The sequence below is a fragment of the Brenneria corticis genome (assembly GCF_003115855.1).
In the GTDB taxonomy this organism is placed as follows: domain Bacteria; phylum Pseudomonadota; class Gammaproteobacteria; order Enterobacterales; family Enterobacteriaceae; genus Brenneria; species Brenneria corticis.
Genome location: NZ_KZ819073.1, coordinates 251,315 through 276,558 on the forward strand (window position 1 = coordinate 251,315; position 25,244 = coordinate 276,558).

General features: G+C 59.9%; 19 protein-coding genes. 6 read left to right on the plus strand and 13 right to left on the minus strand.

Translation table 11 applies throughout. From position 1 onward, the window contains the following. Nucleotides 1-78: 78 nt before the first annotated feature. Nucleotides 79-531 (plus strand): DUF441 domain-containing protein, encoded by a 453-nt coding sequence (locus DDT56_RS04635; protein WP_136165327.1) that lies wholly within the window; start codon nt 79-81, stop codon nt 529-531. Nucleotides 532-542: 11 nt separating this feature from the next. Beyond that, nucleotides 543-2,618, plus strand: coding sequence for a tRNA(Met) cytidine acetyltransferase TmcA (locus DDT56_RS04640; RefSeq protein WP_136165328.1), 2,076 nt, complete (start codon nt 543-545; stop codon nt 2,616-2,618). 13 nt (nt 2,619-2,631) lie between these two features. Here DDT56_RS04640 and trxA read toward each other — a convergent pair whose 3' ends face one another. The 8 genes from trxA to DDT56_RS04685 form a co-directional block, all read right to left on the minus strand. Beyond that, nucleotides 2,632-3,897 carry a thioredoxin gene (trxA, locus tag DDT56_RS04645; RefSeq protein ID WP_136165329.1) on the minus strand — a complete coding sequence of 422 codons (1,266 nt, stop codon included), beginning with the start codon at nt 3,895-3,897 and terminating at the stop codon, nt 2,632-2,634. Nucleotides 3,898-3,946: 49 nt separating this feature from the next. Next, nucleotides 3,947-5,386: a metalloprotease TldD gene (gene tldD / locus DDT56_RS04650; protein ID WP_417903686.1), complete on the minus strand. Its 1,440-nt coding sequence runs from the start codon at nt 5,384-5,386 to the stop codon at nt 3,947-3,949. Between the two features lie 38 nt (nt 5,387-5,424). After that, nucleotides 5,425-6,792: a TldD/PmbA family protein gene (locus DDT56_RS04655; RefSeq protein ID WP_136165331.1), complete on the minus strand. Its 1,368-nt coding sequence runs from the start codon at nt 6,790-6,792 to the stop codon at nt 5,425-5,427. 521 nt (nt 6,793-7,313) lie between these two features. Continuing rightward, a complete protein-coding gene (locus DDT56_RS04665) occupies nt 7,314-7,736 on the minus strand; it encodes an ExbD/TolR family protein (protein ID WP_136165333.1) in 423 nt (140 codons plus the stop codon). Between the two features lie 14 nt (nt 7,737-7,750). Then, on the minus strand, nt 7,751-8,491 hold the full coding sequence (locus DDT56_RS04670) for a MotA/TolQ/ExbB proton channel family protein (RefSeq protein ID WP_136165334.1): 741 nt from the start codon (nt 8,489-8,491) through the stop codon (nt 7,751-7,753). Between the two features lie 87 nt (nt 8,492-8,578). Continuing rightward, complete coding sequence (locus DDT56_RS04675) at nt 8,579-9,439, minus strand: energy transducer TonB (protein ID WP_136165335.1); 861 nt, start codon at nt 9,437-9,439, stop codon at nt 8,579-8,581. 128 nt (nt 9,440-9,567) lie between these two features. Next, a complete protein-coding gene (locus DDT56_RS04680) occupies nt 9,568-10,533 on the minus strand; it encodes a FecR family protein (protein ID WP_136165415.1) in 966 nt (321 codons plus the stop codon). Between the two features lie 12 nt (nt 10,534-10,545). After that, nucleotides 10,546-11,064, minus strand: coding sequence for a sigma-70 family RNA polymerase sigma factor (locus DDT56_RS04685; RefSeq protein ID WP_136165336.1), 519 nt, complete (start codon nt 11,062-11,064; stop codon nt 10,546-10,548). 450 nt (nt 11,065-11,514) lie between these two features. On the opposite strand from DDT56_RS04685, the gene DDT56_RS04690 reads away from it, so the two are divergent. The 3 genes from DDT56_RS04690 (at nt 11,515) to DDT56_RS04700 (ending at nt 18,212) form a co-directional block, all read left to right on the plus strand. Next, nucleotides 11,515-13,902 carry a TonB-dependent siderophore receptor gene (locus DDT56_RS04690; RefSeq protein ID WP_136165337.1) on the plus strand — a complete coding sequence of 796 codons (2,388 nt, stop codon included), beginning with the start codon at nt 11,515-11,517 and terminating at the stop codon, nt 13,900-13,902. A 250-nt stretch (nt 13,903-14,152) separates the two neighbouring features. Continuing rightward, a complete protein-coding gene (locus DDT56_RS04695; protein WP_136165338.1) occupies nt 14,153-15,964 on the plus strand; it encodes an ABC transporter ATP-binding protein/permease in 1,812 nt (603 codons plus the stop codon). After that, nucleotides 15,876-18,212, plus strand: a complete 2,337-nt coding sequence (locus DDT56_RS04700; RefSeq protein ID WP_246856720.1) for a DPP IV N-terminal domain-containing protein — start codon at nt 15,876-15,878, stop codon at nt 18,210-18,212. The genes DDT56_RS04695 and DDT56_RS04700 overlap by 89 nt, the downstream gene beginning before the upstream one ends. Before the next feature lie 288 nt (nt 18,213-18,500). Here DDT56_RS04700 and DDT56_RS04705 read toward each other — a convergent pair whose 3' ends face one another. Together DDT56_RS04705 and DDT56_RS04710 are read right to left on the minus strand one after the other, a co-directional pair. Beyond that, nucleotides 18,501-18,857: a hypothetical protein gene (locus DDT56_RS04705; RefSeq protein ID WP_136165339.1), complete on the minus strand. Its 357-nt coding sequence runs from the start codon at nt 18,855-18,857 to the stop codon at nt 18,501-18,503. A 252-nt stretch (nt 18,858-19,109) separates the two neighbouring features. Continuing rightward, a complete protein-coding gene (locus DDT56_RS04710; RefSeq protein WP_136165340.1) occupies nt 19,110-22,073 on the minus strand; it encodes an autotransporter domain-containing protein in 2,964 nt (987 codons plus the stop codon). A 392-nt stretch (nt 22,074-22,465) separates the two neighbouring features. On the opposite strand from DDT56_RS04710, the gene DDT56_RS24350 reads away from it, so the two are divergent. Beyond that, entirely contained in the window at nt 22,466-22,624 is a 159-nt protein-coding gene (locus tag DDT56_RS24350) for a hypothetical protein (protein ID WP_168197572.1), read from the plus strand. A gap of 69 nt (nt 22,625-22,693) precedes the next feature. On the opposite strand, the gene DDT56_RS04715 is transcribed toward DDT56_RS24350, so the two are convergent. From DDT56_RS04715 to atoD, 3 genes are read right to left on the minus strand one after another with little or no spacing between them, the layout of a single operon-like run. Further along, complete coding sequence (locus DDT56_RS04715; RefSeq protein WP_136165341.1) at nt 22,694-23,872, minus strand: acetyl-CoA C-acetyltransferase; 1,179 nt, start codon at nt 23,870-23,872, stop codon at nt 22,694-22,696. 11 nt (nt 23,873-23,883) lie between these two features. After that, nucleotides 23,884-24,531: a 3-oxoacid CoA-transferase subunit B gene (locus tag DDT56_RS04720; RefSeq protein ID WP_136165342.1), complete on the minus strand. Its 648-nt coding sequence runs from the start codon at nt 24,529-24,531 to the stop codon at nt 23,884-23,886. After that, nucleotides 24,531-25,187 carry an acetate CoA-transferase subunit alpha gene (atoD, locus tag DDT56_RS04725; protein WP_136165343.1) on the minus strand — a complete coding sequence of 219 codons (657 nt, stop codon included), beginning with the start codon at nt 25,185-25,187 and terminating at the stop codon, nt 24,531-24,533. The genes DDT56_RS04720 and atoD overlap by 1 nt, the downstream gene beginning before the upstream one ends. Nucleotides 25,188-25,244: the final 57 nt, after the last annotated feature.

Sequence of the window (25,244 nt, forward strand, 5' to 3'; positions counted from 1 at the left end):
TTAGTGCTATTATTGCCCGCCTTGGCGCAAGCCGCTCATTCATCATTTTCTTTTCTGTTATGCGGGCAAGGATTTTTCATGGCCTATTTTGATCCAACGCTGTTGATCCTGCTGGTGCTGGCCGGACTGGGTATTATCAGTCACAACATGACCGTTACGCTGGCTATTCTGATTTTATTGGCCGTTCGCATTACCCCGCTGAATAACTATTTCCCGTGGATAGAAAAATACGGTCTGACGATTGGGATTGTCATTCTCACCATTGGCGTGATGACGCCGATTGCCAGCGGGAAAATCACCGCGGCGGACGTCATTAACTCTTTTCTGAGCTGGAAATCGCTGCTGGCCATTGTTATCGGCGTCGTCGTGTCCTGGCTGGGGGGACGAGGCGTTTCCCTGATGAGCAGCCAACCCTCGGTGGTCGCCGGACTGCTGGTCGGTACGGTTCTGGGCGTGGCGTTGTTCCGCGGCGTGCCTGTCGGGCCGTTGATTGCCGCCGGCATCCTCTCTTTACTGATCGGCAAAACCTGATCGTTTTTGCCATGAAAGACTTCTTCTCCGATTTCGTCAACGGCCAGCGCCGACAGCGGCGCAGCCGCGTGCGGCGCCTGATGGTGCTGAGCGGGGAGCCTGGCTGGTGTGAAATCCAGGCGTTGACGCTGCGCGGTCAAATGGACGGCGACTGGCTGTGGATCGGTTCGCCTGCGCCGCCAGGCGTGACGTCATTAGCCGCCGCCAAGGTGCGTACCTTGCTCGGGCGGGAGTTCACCCATGCGATATTTGATGCCCGCCGGGGGCTGGACGTGGAAGCCTGGGCGATGCTCTCGGGCACGCTGCGCGCCGGAAGCTGGCTGATCCTGCTGGCGCCGGAATGGCAATCGTGGGTGAATCAGCCGGATGAAGACAGCCTGCGCTGGAGTGAACGGCCCCAGCCGATCCCCACGCCCCATTTTGTCCGCCATCTTCAACGGCATTTGCTGGCGGACGATGAAGTCGCCGTCTGGCGTCAGGGCGAGACGCCGGCAATCAGCCCGCTGCGTTCGCGGCCTGAGCGCCAGCCCGCCGACGGCGAGCCGACGGTTCGGCAACGGCATATCTTACAGCAGCTCGACGCGGCGTCGCCGGGCGCCTATGTGGTCACTGCGCCGCGCGGCCGGGGCAAGTCGGCGCTGGCGGGCATGTTGACCCGAGGCTGCGCGGGAGCGTGCTGGGCTACCGCGCCTTCCCGCACGGCCACCGACGTACTGCAACGGCATGCCCGCGACGATACCCGCTTCTGGGCGCCCGATGCGCTGCTGGAGCATTGCCGCCGCAATCCGCGGCCCGCGGTTGATTGGTTATTGATCGATGAAGCGGCGGCGATCCCTTCTTCGGTACTGACGGCGCTGCTGCCCTATTTCCCGCGTATTTTGATGACCACCACCGTGCAGGGATATGAAGGCACCGGGCGCGGTTTTCTGCTCAAGTTTTGCGCCTCGCTGCCGCAATGCCGGGTTTTTACCCTTAATGAGCCGCTACGCTGGGCTGACGACGATCCGCTGGAGCGCGTGCTGGATAATGCGCTGCTGTTTGCGGAACCCGGCCTGACAGAGAACGTTGGCCAGCCGGCGCCGTCAGGCTCCGCCCCCGAGCCGCGTGAAGAAAGCGCCGCCGACTGGCTGCGGCGGCCGCAGCGCTTACAGCAATGCTATGCGTTGTTATGCAGCGCGCACTACCGCACCTCGCCCCTTGATTTACGCCGTCTGCTGGATGCGCCCGGCATGCATATCTACAGCGCTAATATCTCCGACGAGCCGTGCGGCGTGCTGTGGATGGTGGATGAAGGGGGCTTATCCCGCGAACTGGCGCATCAGATCTGGGCCGGGCGGCGCCGTCCGCGCGGCAATCTGGTGGCGCAGTCGCTGGCCGCGCACGGCGGACAATGGAGCGCGCCGACGCTGCGCTCGCGCCGCGTCAGCCGTATCGCCGTGGCGGCCGCCTGGCGGCGCCAGGGCATCGGCCGGGCGCTGGTCGACCATCAACGGCGCGCGGCGCACTCTCAGGGATTGGATTATCTGTCGGTCAGCTTCGGCTACCAGCCGGATCTGTGGGCTTTCTGGCGTTCATGCGGTTTTCAACTGGCGCGGATCGGCAGCCATCTTGAAGCCAGCAGCGGCTGTTACAGCGCCATGGCGTTATTGCCCCTGAGCGCCGCAGGCCGTTTACTGGTCGGGCAGGCCACCCGGCAGCTGGCGCGGGATTGGTTCTGGCTGCGCCGTCTTATTCCGCTGGAGTTGCCTGTAGCGTTGAACGACGCCAGCGAACTGGAACAGGAAGACTGGCGCGCGCTGGCGGGGTTTGCGTTCGCCAGCCGGCCGATGGAGGCGAGTTTCGCCGCGCTGTCCCGGCTGGTTTTCCGTTCCCCGCTGGCATTGCCGGCATTGCGTTTGCTGGTGGAACAAGCGACCGATCCGGCATCGGCGGCGAAAATCCTCGGTCTGGCGGGAAAAAAGGCGCTATTGCAACGGTGGCGCGAGGAGACCGCGGCGGCATTGCATGACGAAGATCCGCTCGCCAGCCTGCATTGGCGCAACTGGGCGCAGGCGGGCGATGGCGTTGCATTCCCCGCGGGGGAGTAAGCATCGGCGTGATTCACTCCAGCGGCGCGCGAAAGCGCGGCGCGTTATGGAGCAGCGACCACCATTGTTCCTCCAGCGGCGCCCTGAGCGTCGCCAGATGTGACGGGTAGTGGCGATAGAACGCCTCTTCTTTGGCGGAAAATTGCGGATTCTCCTCCAGCCACCGGGCGCGTAATTCGACGATTTGCTTATCCGTCAGCTGGTTTCCTCCAGCGGCGGCTTCCCGTGCTTTGAACCATGCGACGCGTTGCGCGGGGATTGCCCGCTCCGCATGGCTCCAGCCCGCCTGAATTTGCACCAGCTGCGCCAGCGCAAAGCCGAGCTGTATGGCGATGGCGCGCCAGCTTTGGGCGTCGGCGGCATCCGGCGACGGAGAAAGCAGGGCGAGCAGGGCGGCGATATATTTTTCCAGTTCCTGCCCGCTATCGGCGTTTTGCAGCAATGCCGTCGCCTGCTGATGCAGCGCCGCCCAGGCGGTTTCCTCCGCCGGCGCGCCGGCAAGGTGCCGGCCGGCGTGCTCCAGCCACTGACGGCGCAAATCATCCAGCGCCGGTTCCGCCAGCCACTCCGTCCACGGATAAAAACTGTCGCCCAGCCACATGTGCAGCCAGCGTAACGGCACATCCCCGACGTCCTTGCCGGGAAGCAGGGCGTTCGCCAGCGCATCCACCTGCGCCGGCGTGGCGGCGGGTAGATTCTCCAGCAGACAGGCGATGGCGGCGGGCAGGCCGGTAACCCGTTCGAAGACTTCAATCTGCGCGCTGTGCGCCAGCGCCGCCGAGGTCGTGCCTTTATTATCCAGCCAGTAGGGGGAGAATGCCTTTTCGATGCGGCCCTCCGCGGCATGCCGCCGCAGGCGCTGAAACAGGAATTCGTGCAGCGACGGGTCGCCGTAGAATGCTCCCCAGCGCAGGGAGGCATTGGCGGTCGGCGGCGCGTGCTGCTCCAGGGCGATCTGGTGTGACGCCAGCCATCCCCGCAGTTGAGCCAGGGTTTTCATGCCGATTTGCCGCGAGACTTCCTCGCCGTTGCGGAATAGCAGCAGGGTGGGAATGCTGCGCACGCCGAAACGCCGCATCACCGCCGGGTATTGTTCGACGTCCAGTTTCGCCACGGTCAGCTGCTGGTCGGCATTTTCGGCCAGCGTCTCCAGCAGCGGCGCCAGCGCTTTGCAGGGCTGGCACCAGGGCGCCCACAGATCGAGCAAGATCGGCGTGTCGCTATTATTGAGCAAGGTCTCCAGCGAGGCGTCGCTGGCGGTGATAATGACGTCGGACATGGTATCTCCATACAGAAAAAAAGCTAAAAGCGCTGGCGCCGCGCGGGCATTATTGCGAACCGCCCACCGTCATATTGTCGATGCGCAGCGTCGGCTGGCCGACGCTGACCGGCAAGGTCTGGCCCTCCTTGCTGCAGGTGATATTGCCCTCGTCCAACGCCAGATTATTGCCGACCATCGAAACGTGCAGCAGCGCCTCCGGTCCGTGGCCGATCAGCGTCGCCCCCTTCACCGGGCGGGTGATTTTCCCATTTTCAATCAGATAGGCTTCCGTGGTTGCAAACACATACTTACCGCTGCTGATATCGACCTGTCCGCCGCCAAAGCCGGCGGCATACAGCCCGTTTTTTACCGAGGCGATAATCTCGTCGGCGGGATACTGTCCCGCCAGCATATAGGTGTTGGTCATGCGCGGCAGCGGCAGCGAGGCGTAGGAGGCCCGGCGGGCGTTGCCCGTCAGCGCGGCGTTCATCAGCCGGGCATTCAGGCTGTCCTGCAGGTAGCCGCGCAGCAGGCCGTCTTCAATCAGCGTGGTGGTCTGGGTGGGGGTGCCTTCGTCATCCACATGGAGCGAACCGCGGCGTGAGGCCAGCGTACCGTCATCCACCACGGTAATGCCTTTGGCCGCAACGCGTTCTCCCAGCAGGTTGGAAAAGGCCGAGCTGCCTTTACGGTTGAAATCCCCCTCCAGTCCGTGGCCGATGGCTTCATGCAGCAGGATGCCGGGAGAGCCGGCCCCCAGCACCACGCTGTAGGTTCCCGCGGGGGCGGGAGCGGCGTCCAGATTATTCAGCGCCTGATCGACGGCCTGGCGTACCCACTGCGCCACGCTTGCGTCGTCGAAGAAACGGTAGTCGAGGCGTCGGCCCCCGCCGCTGGAGCCGGTTTCTCTGCGACCCTGCTGTTCCACCACCACGCTGATAAACAGATTGACCAGCGGACGCGCATCGGCGGCTAGCTTGCCGTCGTGGCGGGCGATAATCACGGTTTCGTGCGCGGCGTTAAGATACGCGGAGACCTGCGTCACGCGCGGATCGCGGGCTCTGGCCTGACGATCGATGGAGGTCAGCAGCCGGTGCTTTTGCCGTTCGGTGAGGGAGGTCAGCGGATTATCCGCCGGATAAAGCGGCGCGGCGCCGTATGTTAGCGTCGCGGGTAGCGCAACGCTGGCGTGTTGCCCCTGACGGGTAATGTCTCTGACCGTATCGGCCGCCTGCAACAAGGCGCCGGCGGAAATATCATTGCTATAGGAGAAAGCGGTTTTTTCGCCGCTGACGGCGCGAACGCCCACGCCGCGATCGCGGCTGAAACCGGTCGGACGGACAATGCCGTTTTCCAATTGCCAGCTCTCCTGCTGGCGGCTCTGGAAATAGAGATCCGCGTAGTCCACCCGGCGCTGCATAATATGGCTCAAGGCGAGGCTGAGCGTGGTTGTCTCCAGTGAAAACTCGCTTAGCGCGGGAGAAAGCGAAGCATCCGTAGCGGGCATTACCATTTTGATTATCCTGTTGCTGTAAAGGGCGGAAATTACCGGCCGGCGATCTGCATCTCTGCAATCAGCAGCGATCCGCACGTCAGATAGCCCTGGGTGTGCGCATCGGCGCCCAGCGCGACGCACTGCCGCAGCATGGTTTTTAGGTTGCCGGCGATGGTGATCTCCTCCACCGGGTACTGAATTTCGCCGTTTTCCACCCAGAAGCCGGATACCCCTTGCGAGTAGTCGCCGGTCATCGGATTCAGGCCCTGTCCCAGCAGCGTGGTGACCAGTAGCCCGTTATGCATGTTGCGCAGCAGGCCGGGCAGGGTATCGTCGGGGCGGCTCAGGCTGCTGGCGACGGTGAGGTTGCAGGCGCCGCCGGCGTTGCCGGTGGTGACCAGCCCCAGCCGACGCGCGCTATAGCTGGAGAGAAAGTAGCCCTGGGCCACGCCGTCCTCAATCACATGGCGCGCCGAGGCCGCCACGCCTTCCGCGTCGAAACGGGCGCTGGCCGGCGCGCCGGGAATAAAGGGGTCTTCATACAGGCTCAGATGGGGGGCGATAATGCTTTCCCCCGCGCACAGCCCCAAAAAGGAGGCGGAGCGGTACAGCGATCCGCCGCTCAGCGCGTTAACCAGATGATGAATCAGACTGTGCGCCGCCGGCGCTTCAAACAGCACCGGGCAGCGCCGGGTGGCGAGTTTTTGCGCCCCCAACTGCGCCAGCGCCCGCTCGGCGGCGATACGACCGATGGTTTCCGGCTGGACCAGTTGCGCCGGGGCGCGTCGGGTCAGGCTCCAGTGGCCCCGTTGCCGCTGGCCGGCGTTGCGCGCCAGCGCCTGGCTCCACAGCGTATGGCTGGAGGTGGGGTAACCCGCGCAGAATCCGCTGGAGTTGGCCAGAATAAATTGCCCCTGATACGACGCGATCGCCGCGCTTTCGCTGTGACAGCGTTGGGGATCGGCTTCATTGGCCGCCTGTTCGGCCCGCAGCGCCAGTGCCAGCGCCTGTTCGACGCTCAGCGTTTCGGCGTCATACAGCTCGAGATCGCGGATATCGCTCGCCAGACGGCGTTGGTCCGGCAGTCCGCCGCAGGGATCTTCATCGCCATATTTCGCCAGCGTACAGGCGGACTCCACGGCTTCCCGCAGCGCATCCGGGCTGAACTGGGTAGACGAGACGGAGCCTGAACGCTGGCCGAAGTAGACGGTGACCGACAGATGCCGGCCGTGATTTTGCGTCAGGGTGTCGATATCGCCGTTTCTGACTCTGATATTGCGTCGGTTGCCCAGGGACACGTTGACCGCGGCTTGCGTCGCGCCTTGGGCGCCGGCCAGGGTCAGAACCTGCTCGGCCACTGATTGCAGCGCGTCGCTCTGAGGGGCATCAACCGTGGGCGTTGGGTGAAGAGAAAACATCGTTCGATATCCGCATAAGACAGGGTTCTAACGGGTATGTGCAATCCGGCGGATAAAGTGTCACCCGCGGATGGGGTTTTCTTTGCCGGCGGGGTGGAAGAAAGCACGGAGAGCTAAAAGTGGGAGGTTTTCGCGGGGAGACTACCTCGCCCCAGCGATGTCTGTCGCTACCCCTCCCGGCCTCCCCCTTGTCACTGTCTCTTATACACAAATCCAAGGAACCTCTAGAGGCCATGTGTATTCTGGTCTTTGGTTCATTCTTGGTTCTTTGTTTTTTGCTTTTCGTCAGCGACGTGATTTCAGCCACAGCCCGGGTCCGGAGGGTGGTGGCGCTTGAACCACCCTGCGTCGGGCGCGTGCTGCGATATAGCAGAGAAATGACGGCCTTCTAGCGCACGAAATAGCGCTGAACTTACATATACCGTTAACAGTATATATGTGACTAAGAGACAGCCCTTGTCAGGGTGAGGAGCTAAACTCCCTCCCCTGCGAAGGGGAGGGTTGGGGTGGGGTCAGAAAGCTCAGGGATTTTTAACCGGCTGCAACACAAAATCAATTTTGCTCAGGCCGCGCTGCTGGGCGCTGGTCATCACGTAGGCCACCCGGCCGTACTCCACCGCCTGGTCGGCGGACAGCCGGATATTGGGACGGATTTCCTCCGCGGCGGCGCTGTCCAGCCGCTCGGCGAGCTGGGCGTCGTCCACGGCTTCCTTATTCCAGTTGATCTGCCCGCTGGCGGTAATCGCGATATCCACCGCCTGCGGATCCTTCTTGATTTTCTCCACGTTGGCCCGCGGCAATTCCACTTTTACCGCGTGATTGATCACCGGCAGGGTAATCATAAACACAATCAGCAGCACCAGCATCACGTCGATAAACGGCGTCATATTGATGTCGTTAAGCAGCGCGTCGTCCTGATTTTCAAACGGAGATGACATACTCATGGCGATTTTCCTCGTCAGGCGGAGCGTTCAACCGCGACCGGGCGTTCCTGACCGTCCGACGTATGAGCGTCGGCGCTCGTCGTGTCGACGCGGGCGCCGGTAAGCAAATAGGCGTGGAGATCGTGGGCGAACCGATTCATGGCGTGCAGCACCACGCGGTTGCGGCGGTTGATGGCGTTAAACCCCAATACGGCGGGGATGGCGACAAACAGGCCGAAGGCGGTCATGATCAGCGCTTCGCCCACCGGGCCCGCCACCTGCGCCAGGTCGGGCTGGCCGATGGAGCTGATGGTTTGCAGCGCATGGAAGATCCCCCATACCGTCCCCAGCAGGCCGATAAACGGCGCCGTGCTGCCGATGGACGCCAGCGTGCCCAATCCCGACTGCAGCTTCCCGGCGTTGGCGTCCAGCGTATTGCTCAATCCCCGAACCAGCCAGTCGCTGAGATCGACGTGGCCGCCGAGCGTCGAAGAGAACTTGTGCGGGTGCTTCAGCAGGGCGTGTCCCTCGATAACCAGGTCGCGAAACGGGTTAAAGCCGGCGCGGCCGAACGGTTCCAGGCTCTCCTGCAACGTCGACGCCTGCCAGAAGGCATGCCTGCTGTAATTCACGCTTTTGTTCAGCGCCAGTAATTGCAGCGCCTTCAGCAGCATCACGGTCCAGGAAAGCAGGGACATCGCCAGCAGGATAATCGCCACGGAGTGGGTTACCGCATCGCCCTGTTGCCAAAAATGGTAAATATCTAACGTGTTCATGTGTTACCTCTTATAAATAACCCTGTTCAGACGCCGCCGGGCGGAGGGCGAACGTTTTGCCGCCGGCGTGCGTCTGTCTGTTGACTGTTAACGCGATAGCTTGAAATTCACCGGCTGCAGCGTCATCACGCTAATCGCCTGGCCGTTTTCGCGGTACGGGGTACAGCGCGCCTGCGCCACCGCGGACATCGCCGCCTGATCCAGCGCCTCATATCCGCTGCCGCGGGCGATTTCATGTTTTAATAAACGGCCTTCCGGACCGATCACCAGACGAATCAGCACTTCTCCTTCCTGTTGCAGACGCCGGGCGCGGCGCGGGTATTCCGGCTGCGGTACGGCGCATCCCACCGAGGCGACATTTTTGGGTATCGCCCCCGGGTTGTTCTGCATCATATTGCCTCTGCTATTGCCGGGCGTCAGCTCGGTGGCGGTCGCCGGTGAGGCCGACGCCGGCGCCGACGGCCGCTCGATAGGGGCGACCGGCTGCGGTGGCGTAACGGTTTTCGGCTGTACCGGTCGCGGTTTTACCTGCGGTTTGGGCGGCGTTTTTTTTACTTCGCGCTTAACCGGCGGCGGCAAGGGGTCGGGAGGCGCAGTCTGTTTTTCCACGATGAGCGCAATCTCGCGTTCGCCCTGATCCGACGTCAGCACCGGCGGTTCGGGTTCTATTTCAGCTACCGGTTCCGGCTCCGGTTCTTCAACCATGGTGGCCTGAATGGTGACGCTTTCCGCGGGATTAACCAGATTGAGCGGCGTATATTCCGTGGTCCGGGTAATAAGCAACGCCACCGCCGCCGTATGCAGCAATACCACCGCCAGGAAACTGATGACGGTTTTTCTGCCTTCTCCCCGGAGCGGCGTCTTTATGCCGTGGTGTGGCGCGGGCTTGTCGTATTGCCATGAGGGGTGGCCGGCCCCGACGCGCTGTTTCAATAATGCCTGTTGCACCTACTACCCCTGCTGTCGCTGCTCTGTCGGTGATCGATTAAGCGAGAACGTTATGCCCTCTATCAGTTATGTGCGGCGAAATGGAAAAAGTGTCACCCGCGGACGTGAATTTTTTCTCCGCCCTACCGTCACAGGCTGGCGGCGCGAATATGTATCCAGTAATCGGTGGTGTGCACGATGGCGATAGGCATGGTTTGCGCCAGTGAGTCCAGCGTGTAGTTGACGTCGTCCAGCGGGAAGTTTCCGCTGACGCGCAAATCGGCGACGGCGGGGTCCAGGCGGATCACGCCGGGCGTGTAGTCGCGTAGTGAACGGACGACGGAAGCCAGCGAACGATCGCGAACTTCCAGCCGGCCATGCAGCCAGGCGGTTTCCGCTTCCGGGGTGATGGCGGTGTTATAGAGCGTGGTGTTATCGAACCAGACGCCGTGCCCGGCGTTAATCCGTACGCTTTGGCCGAGCCGGTTGGTGATCTTGGCGATGTTGTCCAGCACCCCGACGTGTACGCCGCCGTCCTCATAGCGCACGTTGACGTTGGCCTGCAACGCCACGATGTCGCCCATGGTGGTGGAAATCATAAACGGACGTTGGGGGTCCTGAGCGATATTGGCCAGCATGCCGCCGCTGTGCAGCGCAATCCGCCGCACCGCGGCTTCGGGGCGCACATTGATATCCACGGCGGTGCGGGCGTTCAGGGTCAGCGTGCTGCCGTCGTTCAGCGGAATGACTTTCCGCTGCGCGGTGGCGGTTTTCGCATCGGACAATAGCGGCGACAGCGGATAGTGCTGGTTTAACAGCAGGCTGCTCAGGGTGACGATGGAAAACATTCCCAGACCGTATTGCAGCACTTTGCGGCGGCCGGAGGGCGCCAGCAACGCCTGGCGGATCGGTTCATGGGGAAGCGCCTGAAGCAGCGGCTGGAACTGTCCCAGCGTCTGTTCGATACGCTGGCAGGCGTGCTCATGCCGCGCATTTTCCCGCCGCCAGCGCTGATAGTCGTCATAGTCGGTCTGGGTGGCTTCGCCCGAGCGCAACAGCACCATCCATTCGATCGCCTGCTGGGCGATCGGGTCATTGATATGTTGTCTGGCCATGATGCTCATCGCTTAATTCCCGTCGTCCTGCGTCGCCAGATAGCAGTTGGTCAGCGCTTTGGCGATATATTTTCTGACCATGCTGACGGAAACCCCCAGCTTTGCGGCTATCTCGGCGTACGTCATGCCGTCCAGCTGGCTGTAGAGAAAGGCCTGTCTTGCCTTGATGGACAACCCTTCCAGCGCCTGGTCGATGGTGAGCAGCGCCTCCATCAGCAACTGCTGTTCTTCCGGGGAGGGATGGTGAAGCTCCGGCTTATTGACCAGGGCGGCGAAATAGGCTTTTTCCAGATCGCGCTTGCGCCAGTTTTCATACAGCACGCGTTTGGCCAGGGTGGTCAGCATGGCGCGCGGCTCTTGCACGCTGGCCAGATCGGGCAGCGAAGCCAGCCTTAAAAACGCCTCCGAGGCAACGTCTTCCGCTTCGCAGCCATAGGCGATACGACGGCGGAGCCGGTCGGTAAGCCAACGATAATCGCTGCGAAAAATCAACGAAAGTAAATCAGGTTTTTTACCAGCCTCAGTGAACATGGGCATCCTCAAGCGCGTGGACCATAACCAAAAGCAATTCTGTTTGAGCCGGGATACCCCAAGAGCACAAAACAAAGAACCAGGCATTTTGTAAGGAATGCAAAGATTCTGTCCGCTTTTTGTAAGGCAAAACGACAGCGAGTTAAACGACGATTTTCTTATATGTTTATTTATAATTGTTATTTTGATAATCGAACGATTAAGAAAAATACACTGTTCATCTTGTTATTAGTTACCGCGCCGCTGGCGAATGTCGGGTCGATAACGACCAGAATTTACCGCAATATGAAAATAAAAATAATGGGAATCAAATAAATAATAAATGAATAATATCTTATGCCAAAAAATCTTTATTTTTATTGTCGCTTTTTCCCCGTCATTGCACAAAACAGATGAAGACCAAAAAAAACATGCGGTAGCTAGCAACTGTAACAATTGACGAGGATTAACATGAGCAAGCAGCAAAACTATTTCAATACATCGGGGCTGGGCTTTAAGAAACGCCTATTCTTCACCAGACTGTTTACCATTAATGCCGCCACCGCATTGATATTAAGTACCGCGGCGGTTCCCATAACGGCGCAGGCCGCGGACGAAGCCATCACGTTTTCCATCCCGGCGGGGGATTTACAGAAAGGGCTGTTGGCCGTCGCCAATCAAAGCAATCAGACCATCTCTTTTAATCCGGCGCTGGTGACGAATTATCAGGCCCCCGCGCTGAACGGCCGCTATACCACGCGTCAGGCGATATTACGCCTGTTGCAGGGCAGCCCGCTGTTATTGACCTCCACGGATAACGGCACGCTGACCATCGTTTCGTCGCAGGGCAACAGCGTTGCGGCGGCCCGGGCAAATGATAAAACCTTGCCGGCCATTACCGTGACCGGCGCCGGCGAGGATGAATTGGTCCTTAATCCCGGCGACTCCTCTTCCGCGCTGCGTATCAATACGCCGTTGCAGCAGACGGCGCAGTCGGTGCAGGTGATCAGCAGCAAGCTGATCAATGACCGCCAGGCCACCTCGCTGGAGGATGCGCTGAAAAACTCCGCCGGCGTTAATGCGATTCGCAATAACCGCGGAACGCTGACCTACTGGATGCGCGGCTACGGTGTGACCTCCGGCCTGACGGACGGGGTGGCCGGCTCCAGCAACGCGGGAGTGGGGCAGGGCACGTCCATTGAGGGCGTCGAGCGTATCGAGGTGCTGAAAGGACCGCAGTCCGTGCTGTCGGGCAGCAGTTCGCCCGCCGGGACCATCAACCTGGTGCGCAAGAAGCCGGTTACCGAGCCGCTGCGCCGGGTGAAAGTGGAGGCGGCGCGCTACGGGGAGTTCAAGACGGCTCTCGATCTGGGGGGCGCGCTCACCGACGATAAGGCCTTTAGCTATCGCCTTAATGCGTCCACCATGAAATCCAATTCCGCTTTCCCGGACTTTAACGGCAGTCATGGCGACTATCTGGCTCCGGCGCTGGCGTGGCAAGGGGATTCGACGCGCATTCTTATCGGCGCCGAAGTCAATAAGGAGAGAATCTCCGGCCCGGCCGGCACTTTCTACAGCAACGGAAAGGTGCAGAAACTGCCGGTATATCGTCTGGGCGATAAGGACGACCACTTCAGGATCAAAACCACCAACGCCTATTACGACTTGCAGCAGGATCTGTTCGGTAGCTGGACGTTTAACAGCAAGGCCAATTTCCAGAGCACCTCCGGCCAGGCGAAAATGAATGAAACGCTGATCATCGAGTCCAACGGCGACAAACTCAGCCACCCTCTGGCCAATAAGTACACCGACCAGTCCTGGAACCTGCAAAACGACTTCCGCGGCGTGATCGAAACCGGTCCGGTGAAGCAGACGCTGTTGATCGGACACGACTATCAGTATGAGCGCTATAACAGCTACGACGGCCGGTTTATCCTGTTAAGCAACGGCAACGTCTTCGACCCGGGGTCACTGGTGTACGACGGCATCGGCGAACCGGACTCGCGGACCAGCCGCAGCAAGATGATCCAGAGCGGGATACTGTTGCAGGACTCGATCGATTTATGGGATCGGCTGCACGTTCAGGTCTCCTTAAAACGTTCCAGCTGGAATAACACCTACCTGACCACCAGCGGCGTGGTCAGCTACACCACCGACAAATGGATCCCCAACTACGGCGTCAGCTTCGATATCACACCGGATGTGACGGTGTACGCCAACTATCTCAACAGCTTCAGCGGCAACGCGCAGGTTAACCGTCAGACCGGGGAAGTTCTGCCGCCGGCCACCGGCAAGTCGAAGGAGATCGGGCTGAAGGTAAACCTGCTGGACGATAACCTGACGCTGACCACCGCGCTGTTCGACATCCGCCAGAATAACGTGGTTGTTTTCAACAACGGGATCGCGGTCGGGGCCGAGGGGCGGGAAAGCAAGGGTTTCGATATCGACCTGAACGGCACTCTGCTGCCGGGCTGGGAACTGAGCGCCAGCTACACCTATTCGGAAAAGAAAACGCCGGACAGCAGCTTCTGGAATACCTTCAACGATACGCCGCGCCATACCGGCAATCTGTGGACCTCCTATGAGATCCAGAACGGCCTGCTGCAGGGGGCGGGGGCATCCGTCGGCATCAGCGGCACTTCGAAAACTTCCAGAAACGGCACCAGAAATAACTATTTCACCATCGGCAGCCAGGCGCAGACCGACGTGGCGGTATTTTATCGTCAGCCCGACTGGTCGCTGCGGCTCGGGGTGGATAACGTCTTCGATCGCGATCTCTATTACTCCACCTCCACCGATAGCTATGTGGGGGTGAAGGAAGGACGAACCTGGCGCCTGACCGGCACCTACTCGTTCTGATCGCCGAGCAGGGCTGCCGACAATCCCACTTCGGAATAGTCATCCCCGCGCAGGCGGGGATCTACTTTCAGGTAGTGCGTCGATATCAGGAAGATTTCTCCTCGCGAAAGCGGGGACCTACAGGAATGACGGATTGGGATTCGCTATTACGTATGGCATTAATTAAAAAGCCATGTCGCCGCGGGCGGCTACATCAGGCGCGTCGGCGGATTTTTGACCGACGCGCGATCGGATACGGGTATCAAAGTCATTGAAACAACGTGATGAAAGTCATCTGCGGCCGGGCATCTGGCAGATTTTGCTGCCCTACTGGCGCTCACCGGACAACTATCTGGCGCTGATTTTGCTGGCGGTAATCATCGCCATCACGCTGGGCAACGCCTACCTCCACGTGGAAGTAAACCGTATCACCGGCAGATTCACCGATGCGCTGATAGCGCTGGACTGGCAGCAGATAAAGCCGCTGTTCGTGCTCAATTTCATTTTCGGGCTGGGGGTGATGCTGCTGCCGGAAATCGGCGTCATCTTTAATCACTATCTGGCATTGCGCTGGCGCACCTGGCTAACCTTACGCTATCTCCGGCGCTGGACGGGAACGCCGGCGTATTACCGGCTGGAGCGGGACGGCATGCTGACCAATACCGATCAGCGTATCGCCGACGACGTCAGCGAACTGGTGGGGGCGTCGCTTAATTTTTTCCTCAGCCTGGTATCGGTGGTTATCAATACGGTGACCTATACCGTACTGCTGTGGTCGGTGGCCGGCACCCTGCGCTTTAGCGCGCTGGGCGTCGAATGGGCCATCTCCGGCCATATGGTTTATACCGCGTTTATCTGCGCCTTTCTGCAACTGTATATTTCCCACTGGCTGGGCAAGTCGTTGATTGGTTTGAATATGCAGCAACAGAACGCCGAGGGCGACTTCCGTTTTCTGGCGATGCAGGTAAGGGAAAACGCGGAGCAGATCGCCTTTTATCAGGGCGGCGTGCGGGAAGGGCAGCGTCTGGCGCGGCGTTTCCATCTGCTGCGGGAAAACGCGCTGGCCATTATCCGCCGCAGCTTCAAGGTGTCGCTGGGGCAGGGCACCTTTTCCCATTTCGTTTCGCCGTTGCCGACGCTGCTGGCGCTGCCGCAGCTGCTGCGCGGCGAGATCAGCTTCGGCGATCTGACGCGCATCCAGATGGCCTACGGCTCCCTGCGCGCCACGCTGAGCTATTTTATGCAGGCCTATGAAGCCTTTACCCGCTGGCTGGCGCTGACCAACCGGCTGCGCGATCTGGAACAGGCGCTGAATAAATCCGACCGCGCGCCATCGGATATTCGTCTGCGGGAGAGCGACGCGCCGGGGTTCGACTGCCGGCGGCTGCGCCTGACCACCCCTGAAGGCAGGGAACTGACCACGGTGGAGCGATGGCGGGTATTGCCCGGCGAACGCTGGCTGATTGACGGCCCCTCGGGCGTGGGAAAAAGCACCCTGCTGCGGGCCTGCGCCGGGCTGTGGTCGTACGGCGAGGGCGAGATCGTCCGTTCGGCCGCCGGCCGTTTCCTGTTCCTGCCGCAGAAAAGCTATATCCCGAGCGGTACGCTGAAAGCGGCGCTCTGTTATCCCCATGACGAAGCCGATTTTAGCGATGAGCAGTGCCGGCAGGCGCTGACGCAGAGCTGTTTGCCGCAGGCGATCGCCCTGTTAAGCGCCAGCGATCGCTGGCAACAGCGGCTATCCGGCGGCGAACAGCAGCGGCTGGCGCTGGCCAGAGCGCTGTTGCATCGGCCGGACTTTATTTTTCTGGATGAGGCGACCAGCGCGCTTGATGCGGAGACCGAACGGCTGGTTTATCAGGCGCTGCTGGCCGGTCTGCCGGGCAGCGCTATCGTCAGCGTGGCGCACCGCGACGTGTTGGCGGCCTTTCATTCCCATCGGTTGCATTTGACATCCGGCATGGTTACACGGCAAGAACAGGATGAGGTAGAGCGTGATAGGAGCGAACCGTTACCTGAAGGGGAGGCGCATCGGGACGATCGTCGCCCTGATGGGATTGGCGATATCTGCCGCAGCGAATGACGCGGCGCCCGGCCCGGAAGATTATCGGCGCGCGCAGGGGCTGGCGGAACATTACCGCCAACTGGTGCACCATTATCCGGGGCGGATGAGCTGGCAGTCCGATAGTCAGGGATTGTTTTATCGCCGCAGCGTGGCGGCCGGCAACGGGCGGCCCGCCGGGCATGAGTTTATGTGGGTGGATGTGGCGAACCTGCGGCAGCGTCCGGCTTTCGATCATCCTCGTCTGGCGCGGGCCTTGAGTCCGCTGCTGGCGACGCCGGTGACCGCCACCTCGTTGCCTTTGGCGCAGGTGGACTATTCGGCGGCGGAAAATGCGCTGTTTATCCCTCAGGGAAGGCGATTGCTGCGCTGCGATCTGGATCATTACCGCTGCGGCGTGCAGGCGGATCTGTCCGCTCCCCGGGTCGAAAAGTACGTCAGGCCCGACCCGCGGGGACAGATCTCGCCCGACGGCGAGTGGCAGGCATTGATTGAGGATCACAATCTGGTATTGATTGCCAGAGCGCGCGGTCTGCGGATATCGCTCACTCGCGACGGTACGGCGCAAGAGGGCTATGCGCAGGAGACGCTGAGCTGGTCGCCGGATAGCTCAAAGCTGGCGCTGTACCGCATTCGACGGGCGGAAAAACGCCGGGTGCATTACGTTGAATCTGCGCCCGCCGATCAGGTGCAGCCCAAATATCGTTCCATTTCCTATCCCAAGCCCGGCGATGCGCTGGATATTCCCCAGCCGGTGCTGGTGGATATTGCCTCGCGCAGCATAACGCCCGTCGATCCGGCGCTGTTCCCGCAGCCTTTTATGCTCACCTCGCCGGCGTGGCGGCAGGACAGCCGGGCGTTTACCTTCGAATACAACCAGCGCGGGCATCAGCTATACCGGGTTATTGAAGTGGAGGCCGAAACGGGGAAAGCCCGCCCGCTTATCGATGAAACTTCGGAAACCTTTATTGATTACGCGGAGCTGACCGGTCTGGCGACCGGCAGCGGTAAGCGTTTTCGCCGTGATTTATCAGACGGTAAAGAGATTATCTGGGCGTCTGAACGCAGCGGATGGCAGCATCTTTATTTATATGACGGGGTGACGGGGAAAGTGAAAAACCCCATCACCCAGGGCGACTGGGTGGTGCGCGCCGTCCACTGGGTGGATGAAAAGCAGCGGGTGATTTACTTCAGCGCGTCGGGCATGACGCAAGATGACGATCCCTACTATATGTACGGCTACAAAATCGGCTTCGACGGCAGCGGGCTGACCAGGCTGAGCGCGGAAACGGCGAATCACACGCTGAACTTCTCGCCTGACGGCAAGTTTTATGTCGATACCTATTCCCGCTACGATCTTCCGCCGGTCACCGTGCTCTACCGCAGCGCCGATAATCGCCGGCTTATGGAGGTGAACCGCGCCGATATCGGCCGTCTGAAAATGGCGGGCTGGCGTCCGCCCATTCCGTTCCGGGCGGCGGGGCGGGATGGCGAAACGGCGATTTGGGGATTGATTTATCCGCCGCGTTATCTTAAAGCCGCCAATAAATATCCGGTGGTGGAGAGTATCTATGCCGGACCGCACGGTTCCTTTGTGCCCAAGGATTTCTCCTTTCTCCCGGAGCCGTTGACCGAGTTGGGGTTTGCGGTGGCGAAAATCGACGGCATGGGCACCAATAACCGTTCGCGCGCCTTTCATGATGTGGCCTGGCGCAATCTGCAAGACGCGGGATTTCCCGACCGTATTTTGTGGCATCGAGCGGCGGCGCAACGCCTGCCCTGGTACGATATTTCCCGCGGCGTGGGGATTATCGGCGTATCCGCCGGCGGTCAGAGCGCCATGGCCGCGCTGCTGTTTCATCCCGAATTCTATAAGGTGGCGGTAGCCGACTCCGGCAGCCATGATAACCGGATGGATAAAAACTGGTGGAACGAGCAGTGGATGGGCTGGCCGCTGGGGCCGTGGTATGCGGCGGCGTCCAATGTTGAAAACGCCTGGCGCCTACAGGGCAAGCTGCTGCTGATGGTGGGGGAGCTGGATGATAACGTCGACCCGTCTAGCACCTTGCAGGTGGCGGACCGGTTGATTAAAGCCGGTAAGGAGTTCGATCTGTTCTACGTGCCGGGCGGCGGTCACGGCGTCAGCGGCGGCGCCTACGGGCAGCGCAAGGCGCTGGATTTTTTCGTGCGCCATCTGGCGGGCCGCAAAACGCCGGACTGGAATGTTCCTCGGAAGGCGCCTGCGGCGCCTGGGGCTGTGGCTCATTAGGCGATTTGCACCGGCAATGTTTACTCACTGTGGGGCTTTTTTGAGGGAATATTCAACGACGGAGAATATTTCGTGCGCTAGAAGACCGTCATTTCTCTGCTATGTCGCAGAAATAGACTGGGGTTAGTGCGCACGAAACCCTCACTGCGCTTACAGACATTTCTTTCCCAGATTTGCGGGGGATTCCTCAGCATTAAGGGGGAATATTAGCGTGACGGCGTTGCCGGCGAATTGCACCGGCAACGTTTACTCACTGTGGGGGCTTTCTTGAAATTGGCATAGCCAACATCACCGGTTCGGTTGTACCGGCCGTTTTTTCAACGTCGTCAGGGCGATCGCGACGCCTGCCAGGGTAATGCCGCCGACGATGATGGCTTTTAGGTAAACCGGGGACTCATTGAATAGGGTGGCGGTAAGGGTGGTGCCGATAAAGGATGAAATGACGAAGGCGACGGCCACATATAAACTGGACTTATCGATCTCTCTTTTAAAGATAAATTTTATAACGGCGAAAATAATGATGATGCCCGCCAGCGAACCAATAATTTGCGCGGCGATGGCATACTGATTGGCGTTAGATGCAAGGTATATAACCGTTAAAACGATAACGGCGGCAACGATGATTAACGGTATGGTTTTTTTCATGGCTCGATTCCCTTTTTCAGCTGCGCACGGTATTTCCCTGGTGCAATGGGATAATGATTTTTAATGCCTGAAACAGCTGTATTTCTATCATATCGGCGAAAGGTAAACTATTTCATCCGGCAAAATAAAACGTCTTAGAATATATAAAAAGATGATATGCCCAATAAAGCGGACCCCCCGTAGCGGGATAAAAAACACGCGAGGGAAAATATTATCTCCCCGCGTGCGTTACTCCCGTCGGCGTCTGCGCTATCAGAAGGAGACGTCGACGCCGCCGCGCAGCACTTCCTCGTTGCCGCGATCGGCGAAGTGTTTATCGGCGCGCAGGAAGATGCGCGCATCCGCGGCTTTGCCCACGTCCAGCCTGACGCCCGCCCACTGGGAGTCTTTGTCCAGACGCATGCCCGGAATATCAAGGCGTTCGCCCTCACGGCCCAGGCCGCTCCAGCGGGCGGTCACGTCCAGCGACGGGTTGGTGAAGGCGTGCTGATATTCGCCGTTGACGCTCAAGGCGCTCCACCATCCCCGATTCCATTGCTGTTGGGCGCGCAGGTTAATCCCGGTCAGGCCCACGGTGCGGGAATAGTCGTTGCCTTCTCCGGTCAGGCCGAATTCGCTGCCGCTATCGGTAAAGCCGCCGGTGGAAAGGTAGCTGTATTTTACGCCGGCATAGGGCTGCACGCTGAAGACATCGTTAAGCGCCAACTCATAGCCGGTTTTGAGCAGACCCTGCCAGCCATCGCTTGTCGTGCTGCTGGACACCGCCTGAACGTCGTCCAGCAGAATGGAGCGTTGTAACTTGTCGCGACCGCGCTGATAGCTCAGGTTCCCCTGAACGTACCATTCGGGGCTGAGCTGGTAGCGGGCATAGGTCATCACCCCGTGCAACTCGTTCTCGCTGCTGCCGCCGCTGCCGGCATACTCGGCCTTGATGCGGCTGTTGGTATAGGCGATCCCGGCGCGCAGCCCCGGCGTGTCGAAGTCGCTATCCGTACCGATGGCCGTCAGGTTGATATCGTAGCTGCTGCCCAGATAGCCGGACTGGTTCAGGTCGCCGCGCAGTTTGCCGGTTTCGATCCACAGTCCATAGTTTTTTCCGTTCCCCAGTTGGTCCAGCCGGTTGTTCAGCAGCTGATTCTGGTAATCCAGGCTGTTGAACAGGATGGCGTTGCTGGAGGCGTGGGCCTGCCCGGAGAGCGAATCCAACGAGGCCGCCGCCGCGCTGGCGGTCGCCAACTGTTGGAACGCGGCCGCTTTGGCCAGCAGGGCGGACTGCTGCTCGGTGGTCGAGTCGGCGCCGGCCCAGCGGTCGGCGACCTGCAGGGCGGACTCCACGTTGGCGGCGGTCTGCAACAGCGCCGCGCCTTGTAATCCGCTGTCGGCGACGGCCTCAACGGTATTGACGCGGCTGAAGGCGCCGGTGACGTCATTGGCGCCGTAGGTCAGATTTCCGGTCAGGAACAGGCCGAGATCGGTGGCCGCGAAGCTACCGCTGATCCCCTGATTGCTATGCAGCAAGGTTTCCTGGGCCTCAACGATATAGGTACTGCTGGGTAAGCCGACGCGTAACGTGCCGTCCAGCGTCGCGCTGCCCTCAACGGTGAACGGATTGGACAGGGTTACGCTAAGCAGGCCGTCGCTGCCCTGGGTATAATTGCCGGCGACGGTCAGACCGCCTTCCGCGGTGGTGGCGACGATCCCCGTATTACTGACGTTGCCGCCGATGCGGCCTTTACCCGCCAGCGTTCCGCTTCCCGATACCGTTGCGTTGCCGGCGATGGAACCGTCGACGTACAGGCTATTGGAGGTGATTCGCGTGTCGCCTTTATAGGTGTTGTCGCCGGTAAGGCGCAGGATGCCGCCGGCGTTGTCGGCGCCGTTAACCACCAGGCCGTAATCGCCGCTGATATCATTGGAGAAAGTATAGTCGCCGGCGGTCAGACGGGCGGTAAAATCGTCGGCATAAAACATCGCCGGTCCTTTCTGCGCCTTTTCCACGTTCAGATCGCCCCAGCCGAAGGTATCGTTGAAGGGGCGGCCGTTGGCCGTGTCGGCAACCTGAATTTCACCGCTATGGAAAATGATTTCCTTAACGGTGCCGTCCTCATTATAGACAGTCTCATAATATGCCAGATCCGCATCGTACCCCGTATAGGCGTCGGTGCGGTAGGTGGCGGTGGTAAGCAGCGTTTGCTGCAGGTTATAGCCGGTCATCCATGGGAAAGCGGTCTTGACCAGCGCGGCGCCTCCCGCCACGCGCGGCGCGGAATAAGAGGTGCCGTACGAGGTTACGGACTCCCATTCGCCATCCGCCGAACTGCTCTGGCTGGGGTATTTTGTGGAGCCGAGCGCGCTCATGCAGTACGCGGCGGCGGCGCCGCAGGCGTCAAAGCCCCACAGCTCCGGGGGACGATCGGGAACGGGAACCAGATAGCCTTCGACGAATCCGGTCACCGCCAGGACGCCTTTCTGCAGTTCCGGTTCGTTGAATATCGCGGGGATCAGCGTATCGGGCGCTGGCGCGGAGGTGTTCTCATTGCCGGTCGACATGATGGCCAGCGCTTCGGCGCTGACGATCTCGCGCAGTGAGTTGCGCAATAGCTGATAGGCGTATCGCTGGCTGGCGTTTGACAGCGCTTCGGGCGTGGTCAGGCGTTCGGTCATGCCATAGGACATGTTGATGATTTTGACGTCGTTATCCAACAGCCAACTGACGGCTTTGGTGGAAGTGAGAACATCGAAATTATTGTCTTTCGATGCCTGGGCGATATACAGCAGGCTGTCAGGCGCCACGCCGGCGGACCATTGCCGCCACTCCTTTCCGGCCAGCACCATGGCCACCGTGGTTCCGTGTCCGTCGTCGCCCGCGTTATCGTTTAAGGTGCTGCTTCCGCCGACAAAGGAAGCAAAACCGCCGATATTGTCGTAGTTGATATAGGAGCGATCCGGGGAAAGCCCGGAGTCGATAATGCCTACTTTGGCTCGCGCGTCGGCGGGTTCCGTCGGCGTCTCCGGATCGGTCGGATTGGTCGGCGTTTCGGGTTCGATCGGCGTGGTGGGGGTTTCCGGCGCCGGCGTCACGCTGGAGGAACCGCCGCCTCCGCCTCCTCCGCCGCTGCACCCTGCCAGTAGTAAAGCCAGGCTGATATTGGCTGCCAGCATGGATTGCCTGAAGGCGCGTTTTTTCGGTGATAATAAGGACGTTGTTATCGCCATTTTATTTTTCCTGCATGTATTTGGGACGTCGAGCCGCCTCCCGGAAAAATTGGGATTTGGAGAAAGTGCGTTATCCGTTAATAAGGCGAGTGAATCTAACGAATAAAAGTCGCCTCCTGTTACGCATTGAATAAAAGGTTTATTGCCTCTTCACTAATCTCTGTGCAATAACCGGGGCAAAGTGACACCGCTCGGCGGCTTTTATTATTTTTTTCCGGCGCGGCGCGTGGAAAGCGCAGGCGCCGTCGTCCGTCCGCTTGCTGCAAAAAAATGAACATCTTGTTCAGGAATTCCCGATTTCACCGGCAATAACGCGGCGTATAGGGGTTCTCAATGGTTATTGAGGAACTGGCCGCGGGAATGCCGGGTCGGTTGTTTACAGGAGAAACAGAATGAATCAGCAGGATATCCTGGTACAAAACCCCGCCGCGCAGCGTTTTCAGCAGTTGGGAACGGCTTTCTCGCTGGATATAGCGCCGGGCGCAGGACATGGCATTGATGAACGCATGCTGAATCATGCGCTGGCGCGTCATCGTCAATCCGAGGCGTAAGCGTGGGGGCGGTAAGGCGCCAGGGTCAGACGGGATATCGCCTGACCCCGGCGTGAACGGAATGGGGAATCAGATACGTTCAATAATCATGGCGATGCCTTGCCCGCCGCCGATGCACAGCGTGGCCAGTCCCAGCGTTTTATCATGGCCGCGCAGGGCATGAACCAGGGTGACCAGAATACGCGCGCCGCTGGCGCCTATAGGGTGACCCAGCGCAATGGCGCCGCCATTGACGTTCACTTTGTCAGGATCGAGCCGCAACTCTCGCTGTACCGCCAGATATTGCGCGGCAAAGGCTTCATTGGCTTCGATTAAATCGATATCGCCCATGGTTAATCCCGCTTTGCCGAGCGCTTTTTGCGTCGCCGGGATCGGTCCCAGCCCCATGACTTCGCTCGGCACGCCGGCGGAAGCCCAGCTGCGGATGCGCGCCAGCGGCTGAATGCCTTGCTTTCTCGCCGTTGATTCGCGCATCAGCACCAGCGCGGCGGCGGCGTCGTTAATCCCGGAGGCATTCCCTGCGGTGACGGTGCCGTCGGCGGAGAAGGCCGGACGGAGCTTGGCCAGTGATTCCAGCGTCGTATCGGCGCGCGGGAATTCGTCCTGGGCAAAAATACGGGTTTCTTTTTTACCGCGCAGGGATATTGGGGTGATTTCGGCCTTGAAGCGACCGCTTTCAATCGCTGCAACCGCTTTTTGCTGCGATGCCAGCGCCACCCGATCCTGCTCTTCTCGCGTCAGATGGTAGCGTGCGGCGATATTTTCCGCCGTGGTGCCCATATGGTAGTCATTAAAGGCGCACCACAGGCCGTCCTGAATCATGATGTCCACCAGCTTGCCGTGCCCCATGCGGTAGCCGTGGCGCGCTTTGTCCAGCAAGAAAGGGGCGGCGCTCATGTTTTCCATGCCGCCGGCGACGCACGCCTGATTATCGCCGGACAGAATGGACTGCGCGCCGAGAGCGACGGCTTTCAGGCCGGAGCCGCATACCTTGCTGACGGTGAACGACGGGGTTTCAATCCCGATGCCGGCGGCGATGCTGGCCTGATGCGCCGGATTTTGCCCCAGCCCGGCCTGGAGCACGTTTCCCAGAATCACTTCATCAATGGTCAGATCGTCCGGCAACGTCGACAGACAATCACCAATGGTGGCGGCGGCCATATCAATGGCGGAGGTGTTGGCCAGGCTGCCGCCGAACTTGCCGATGGCGGTTCTTTTGGCGTTAACAATAACAACGGAATCGTTCATGGTCGCCCCGGTTAATTTATTTTCATGGGTTGTAAGTCGGCGGAGACAATGAAGTTTGCCTCGGTTTTCTGGCGTAACGCCTGCACGGTGATGTCAGGGCTGATTTCACTCAGCACCATTTGCCGATCGACAAAATGAAATACCGCCAGTTCGGTCACCACCATGCTGACTTTATTGACCGCGGTGAGCGGGTAGGTACAGCGGCGCAACAATTTGGCGTCGCCGTTTTTGGCGCAGTGCTCCAGGGCGATAATCACTTTCTTCGCCCCTACCACCAGGTCCATGGCGCCGCCCATTCCGGGCACCATTTTCCCCGGCACCATCCAGTTGGCCAGGCTGCCCTGTTCGTCGACCTGCAAGCCGCCCAGTACGCAGACGTCGACGTGGCCGCCGCGAATCAGGGCGAAGGAGAAGGCGCTATCGAACATCGCGGCGCCCGGCACCATGCCGCAGGGCTGTCCGCCGGCGTTGACCAGATTCACGTCCGGTTCGGTCATCGCGCCCAGTCCCAGAAAGCCGTTTTCCGACTGAAAGGTGACCTCAATTCCCTCAGGCAGGTAATTCGCCACTTTGGTCGGCAACCCAATGCCTAAATTAACCACGTCGCCATTTTTCAGTTCTCTTGCCACCCGGCGGGCGATGAATTCTTTAGCATCCATTATTTCTCTCCCAGATAAAGGTGATCGACCAGGGCGGCGGGGGTGACGATAGATTCCGGCGCCAGTTGTCCGAGCGGAACAATCTGTTCGCACTGGGCGACGACGCGATCGGCGGCAAGGGCAATCAGCGGGTTGAAATTACGCGCGGTGAGGTTATAAACCAGATTTCCGCTGGCGTCGGCGATACTGGCCTGTAATAGGGCTAAATCCGCTTTAAGCGGTAGCTCTAATAAATAGGTAATATTATCGAGGGTTATTTTCTGTTTATTGTCTTCGACAACGGTGCCGACGCCGGTCGGGGTTAAAAAACCGCCGAGACCCGCTCCGCCGCTGCGGATGCGCTCGGCCAGCGTGCCTTGCGGCACCAGTTCAACCTCCATTTCGCCGGCGATCATTCGGCGGCCGGTTTCCGGGTTGGTGCCGATATGCGAGGCGATGACTTTTTTGACCTGGCCGTTGGCAATTAACGGGCCGACGCCGGTATCGATAAAACCGGTGTCATTGCCGATAATGGTTAAATCAGCGACGCCGGATTTAATAATTTCATCCACCAATAGTTTCGGTGTCCCGACGCCCATAAAACCACCGAACATAATCGTCATTCCGTCATATAAAAATGAGCGGAAATGGTCGGCATCAATGATTTTGTTATTCATTGTATTAACACTCCATGAAAATGGCCGCGGACGGCCACGGCGGGTAATTTATTGCCC

What these genes read in the sequence shown, in the direction of transcription:
- DDT56_RS04715 (WP_136165341.1), bottom strand. Translation starts at nt 23,872, where the DNA reads ATGAACGATTCCGTTGTTATTGTTAACGCCAAAAGAACCGCCATCGGC.
- tldD (WP_417903686.1), bottom strand. Translation starts at nt 5,386, where the DNA reads ATGCCCGCTACGGATGCTTCGCTTTCTCCCGCGCTAAGCGAGTTTTCA.
- trxA (WP_136165329.1), bottom strand. Translation starts at nt 3,897, where the DNA reads ATGTCCGACGTCATTATCACCGCCAGCGACGCCTCGCTGGAGACCTTG.
- DDT56_RS04655 (WP_136165331.1), bottom strand. Translation starts at nt 6,792, where the DNA reads ATGTTTTCTCTTCACCCAACGCCCACGGTTGATGCCCCTCAGAGCGAC.
- DDT56_RS04670 (WP_136165334.1), bottom strand. Translation starts at nt 8,491, where the DNA reads ATGAACACGTTAGATATTTACCATTTTTGGCAACAGGGCGATGCGGTA.
- DDT56_RS24350 (WP_168197572.1), top strand. Translation starts at nt 22,466, where the DNA reads ATGAATCAGCAGGATATCCTGGTACAAAACCCCGCCGCGCAGCGTTTT.
- DDT56_RS04635 (WP_136165327.1), top strand. Translation starts at nt 79, where the DNA reads ATGGCCTATTTTGATCCAACGCTGTTGATCCTGCTGGTGCTGGCCGGA.
- DDT56_RS04720 (WP_136165342.1), bottom strand. Translation starts at nt 24,531, where the DNA reads ATGGATGCTAAAGAATTCATCGCCCGCCGGGTGGCAAGAGAACTGAAA.
- DDT56_RS04705 (WP_136165339.1), bottom strand. Translation starts at nt 18,857, where the DNA reads ATGAAAAAAACCATACCGTTAATCATCGTTGCCGCCGTTATCGTTTTA.
- atoD (WP_136165343.1), bottom strand. Translation starts at nt 25,187, where the DNA reads ATGAATAACAAAATCATTGATGCCGACCATTTCCGCTCATTTTTATAT.
- DDT56_RS04685 (WP_136165336.1), bottom strand. Translation starts at nt 11,064, where the DNA reads ATGTTCACTGAGGCTGGTAAAAAACCTGATTTACTTTCGTTGATTTTT.
- DDT56_RS04680 (WP_136165415.1), bottom strand. Translation starts at nt 10,533, where the DNA reads ATGGCCAGACAACATATCAATGACCCGATCGCCCAGCAGGCGATCGAA.
- DDT56_RS04690 (WP_136165337.1), top strand. Translation starts at nt 11,515, where the DNA reads ATGAGCAAGCAGCAAAACTATTTCAATACATCGGGGCTGGGCTTTAAG.
- DDT56_RS04665 (WP_136165333.1), bottom strand. Translation starts at nt 7,736, where the DNA reads ATGAGTATGTCATCTCCGTTTGAAAATCAGGACGACGCGCTGCTTAAC.
- DDT56_RS04710 (WP_136165340.1), bottom strand. Translation starts at nt 22,073, where the DNA reads ATGGCGATAACAACGTCCTTATTATCACCGAAAAAACGCGCCTTCAGG.
- DDT56_RS04640 (WP_136165328.1), top strand. Translation starts at nt 543, where the DNA reads ATGAAAGACTTCTTCTCCGATTTCGTCAACGGCCAGCGCCGACAGCGG.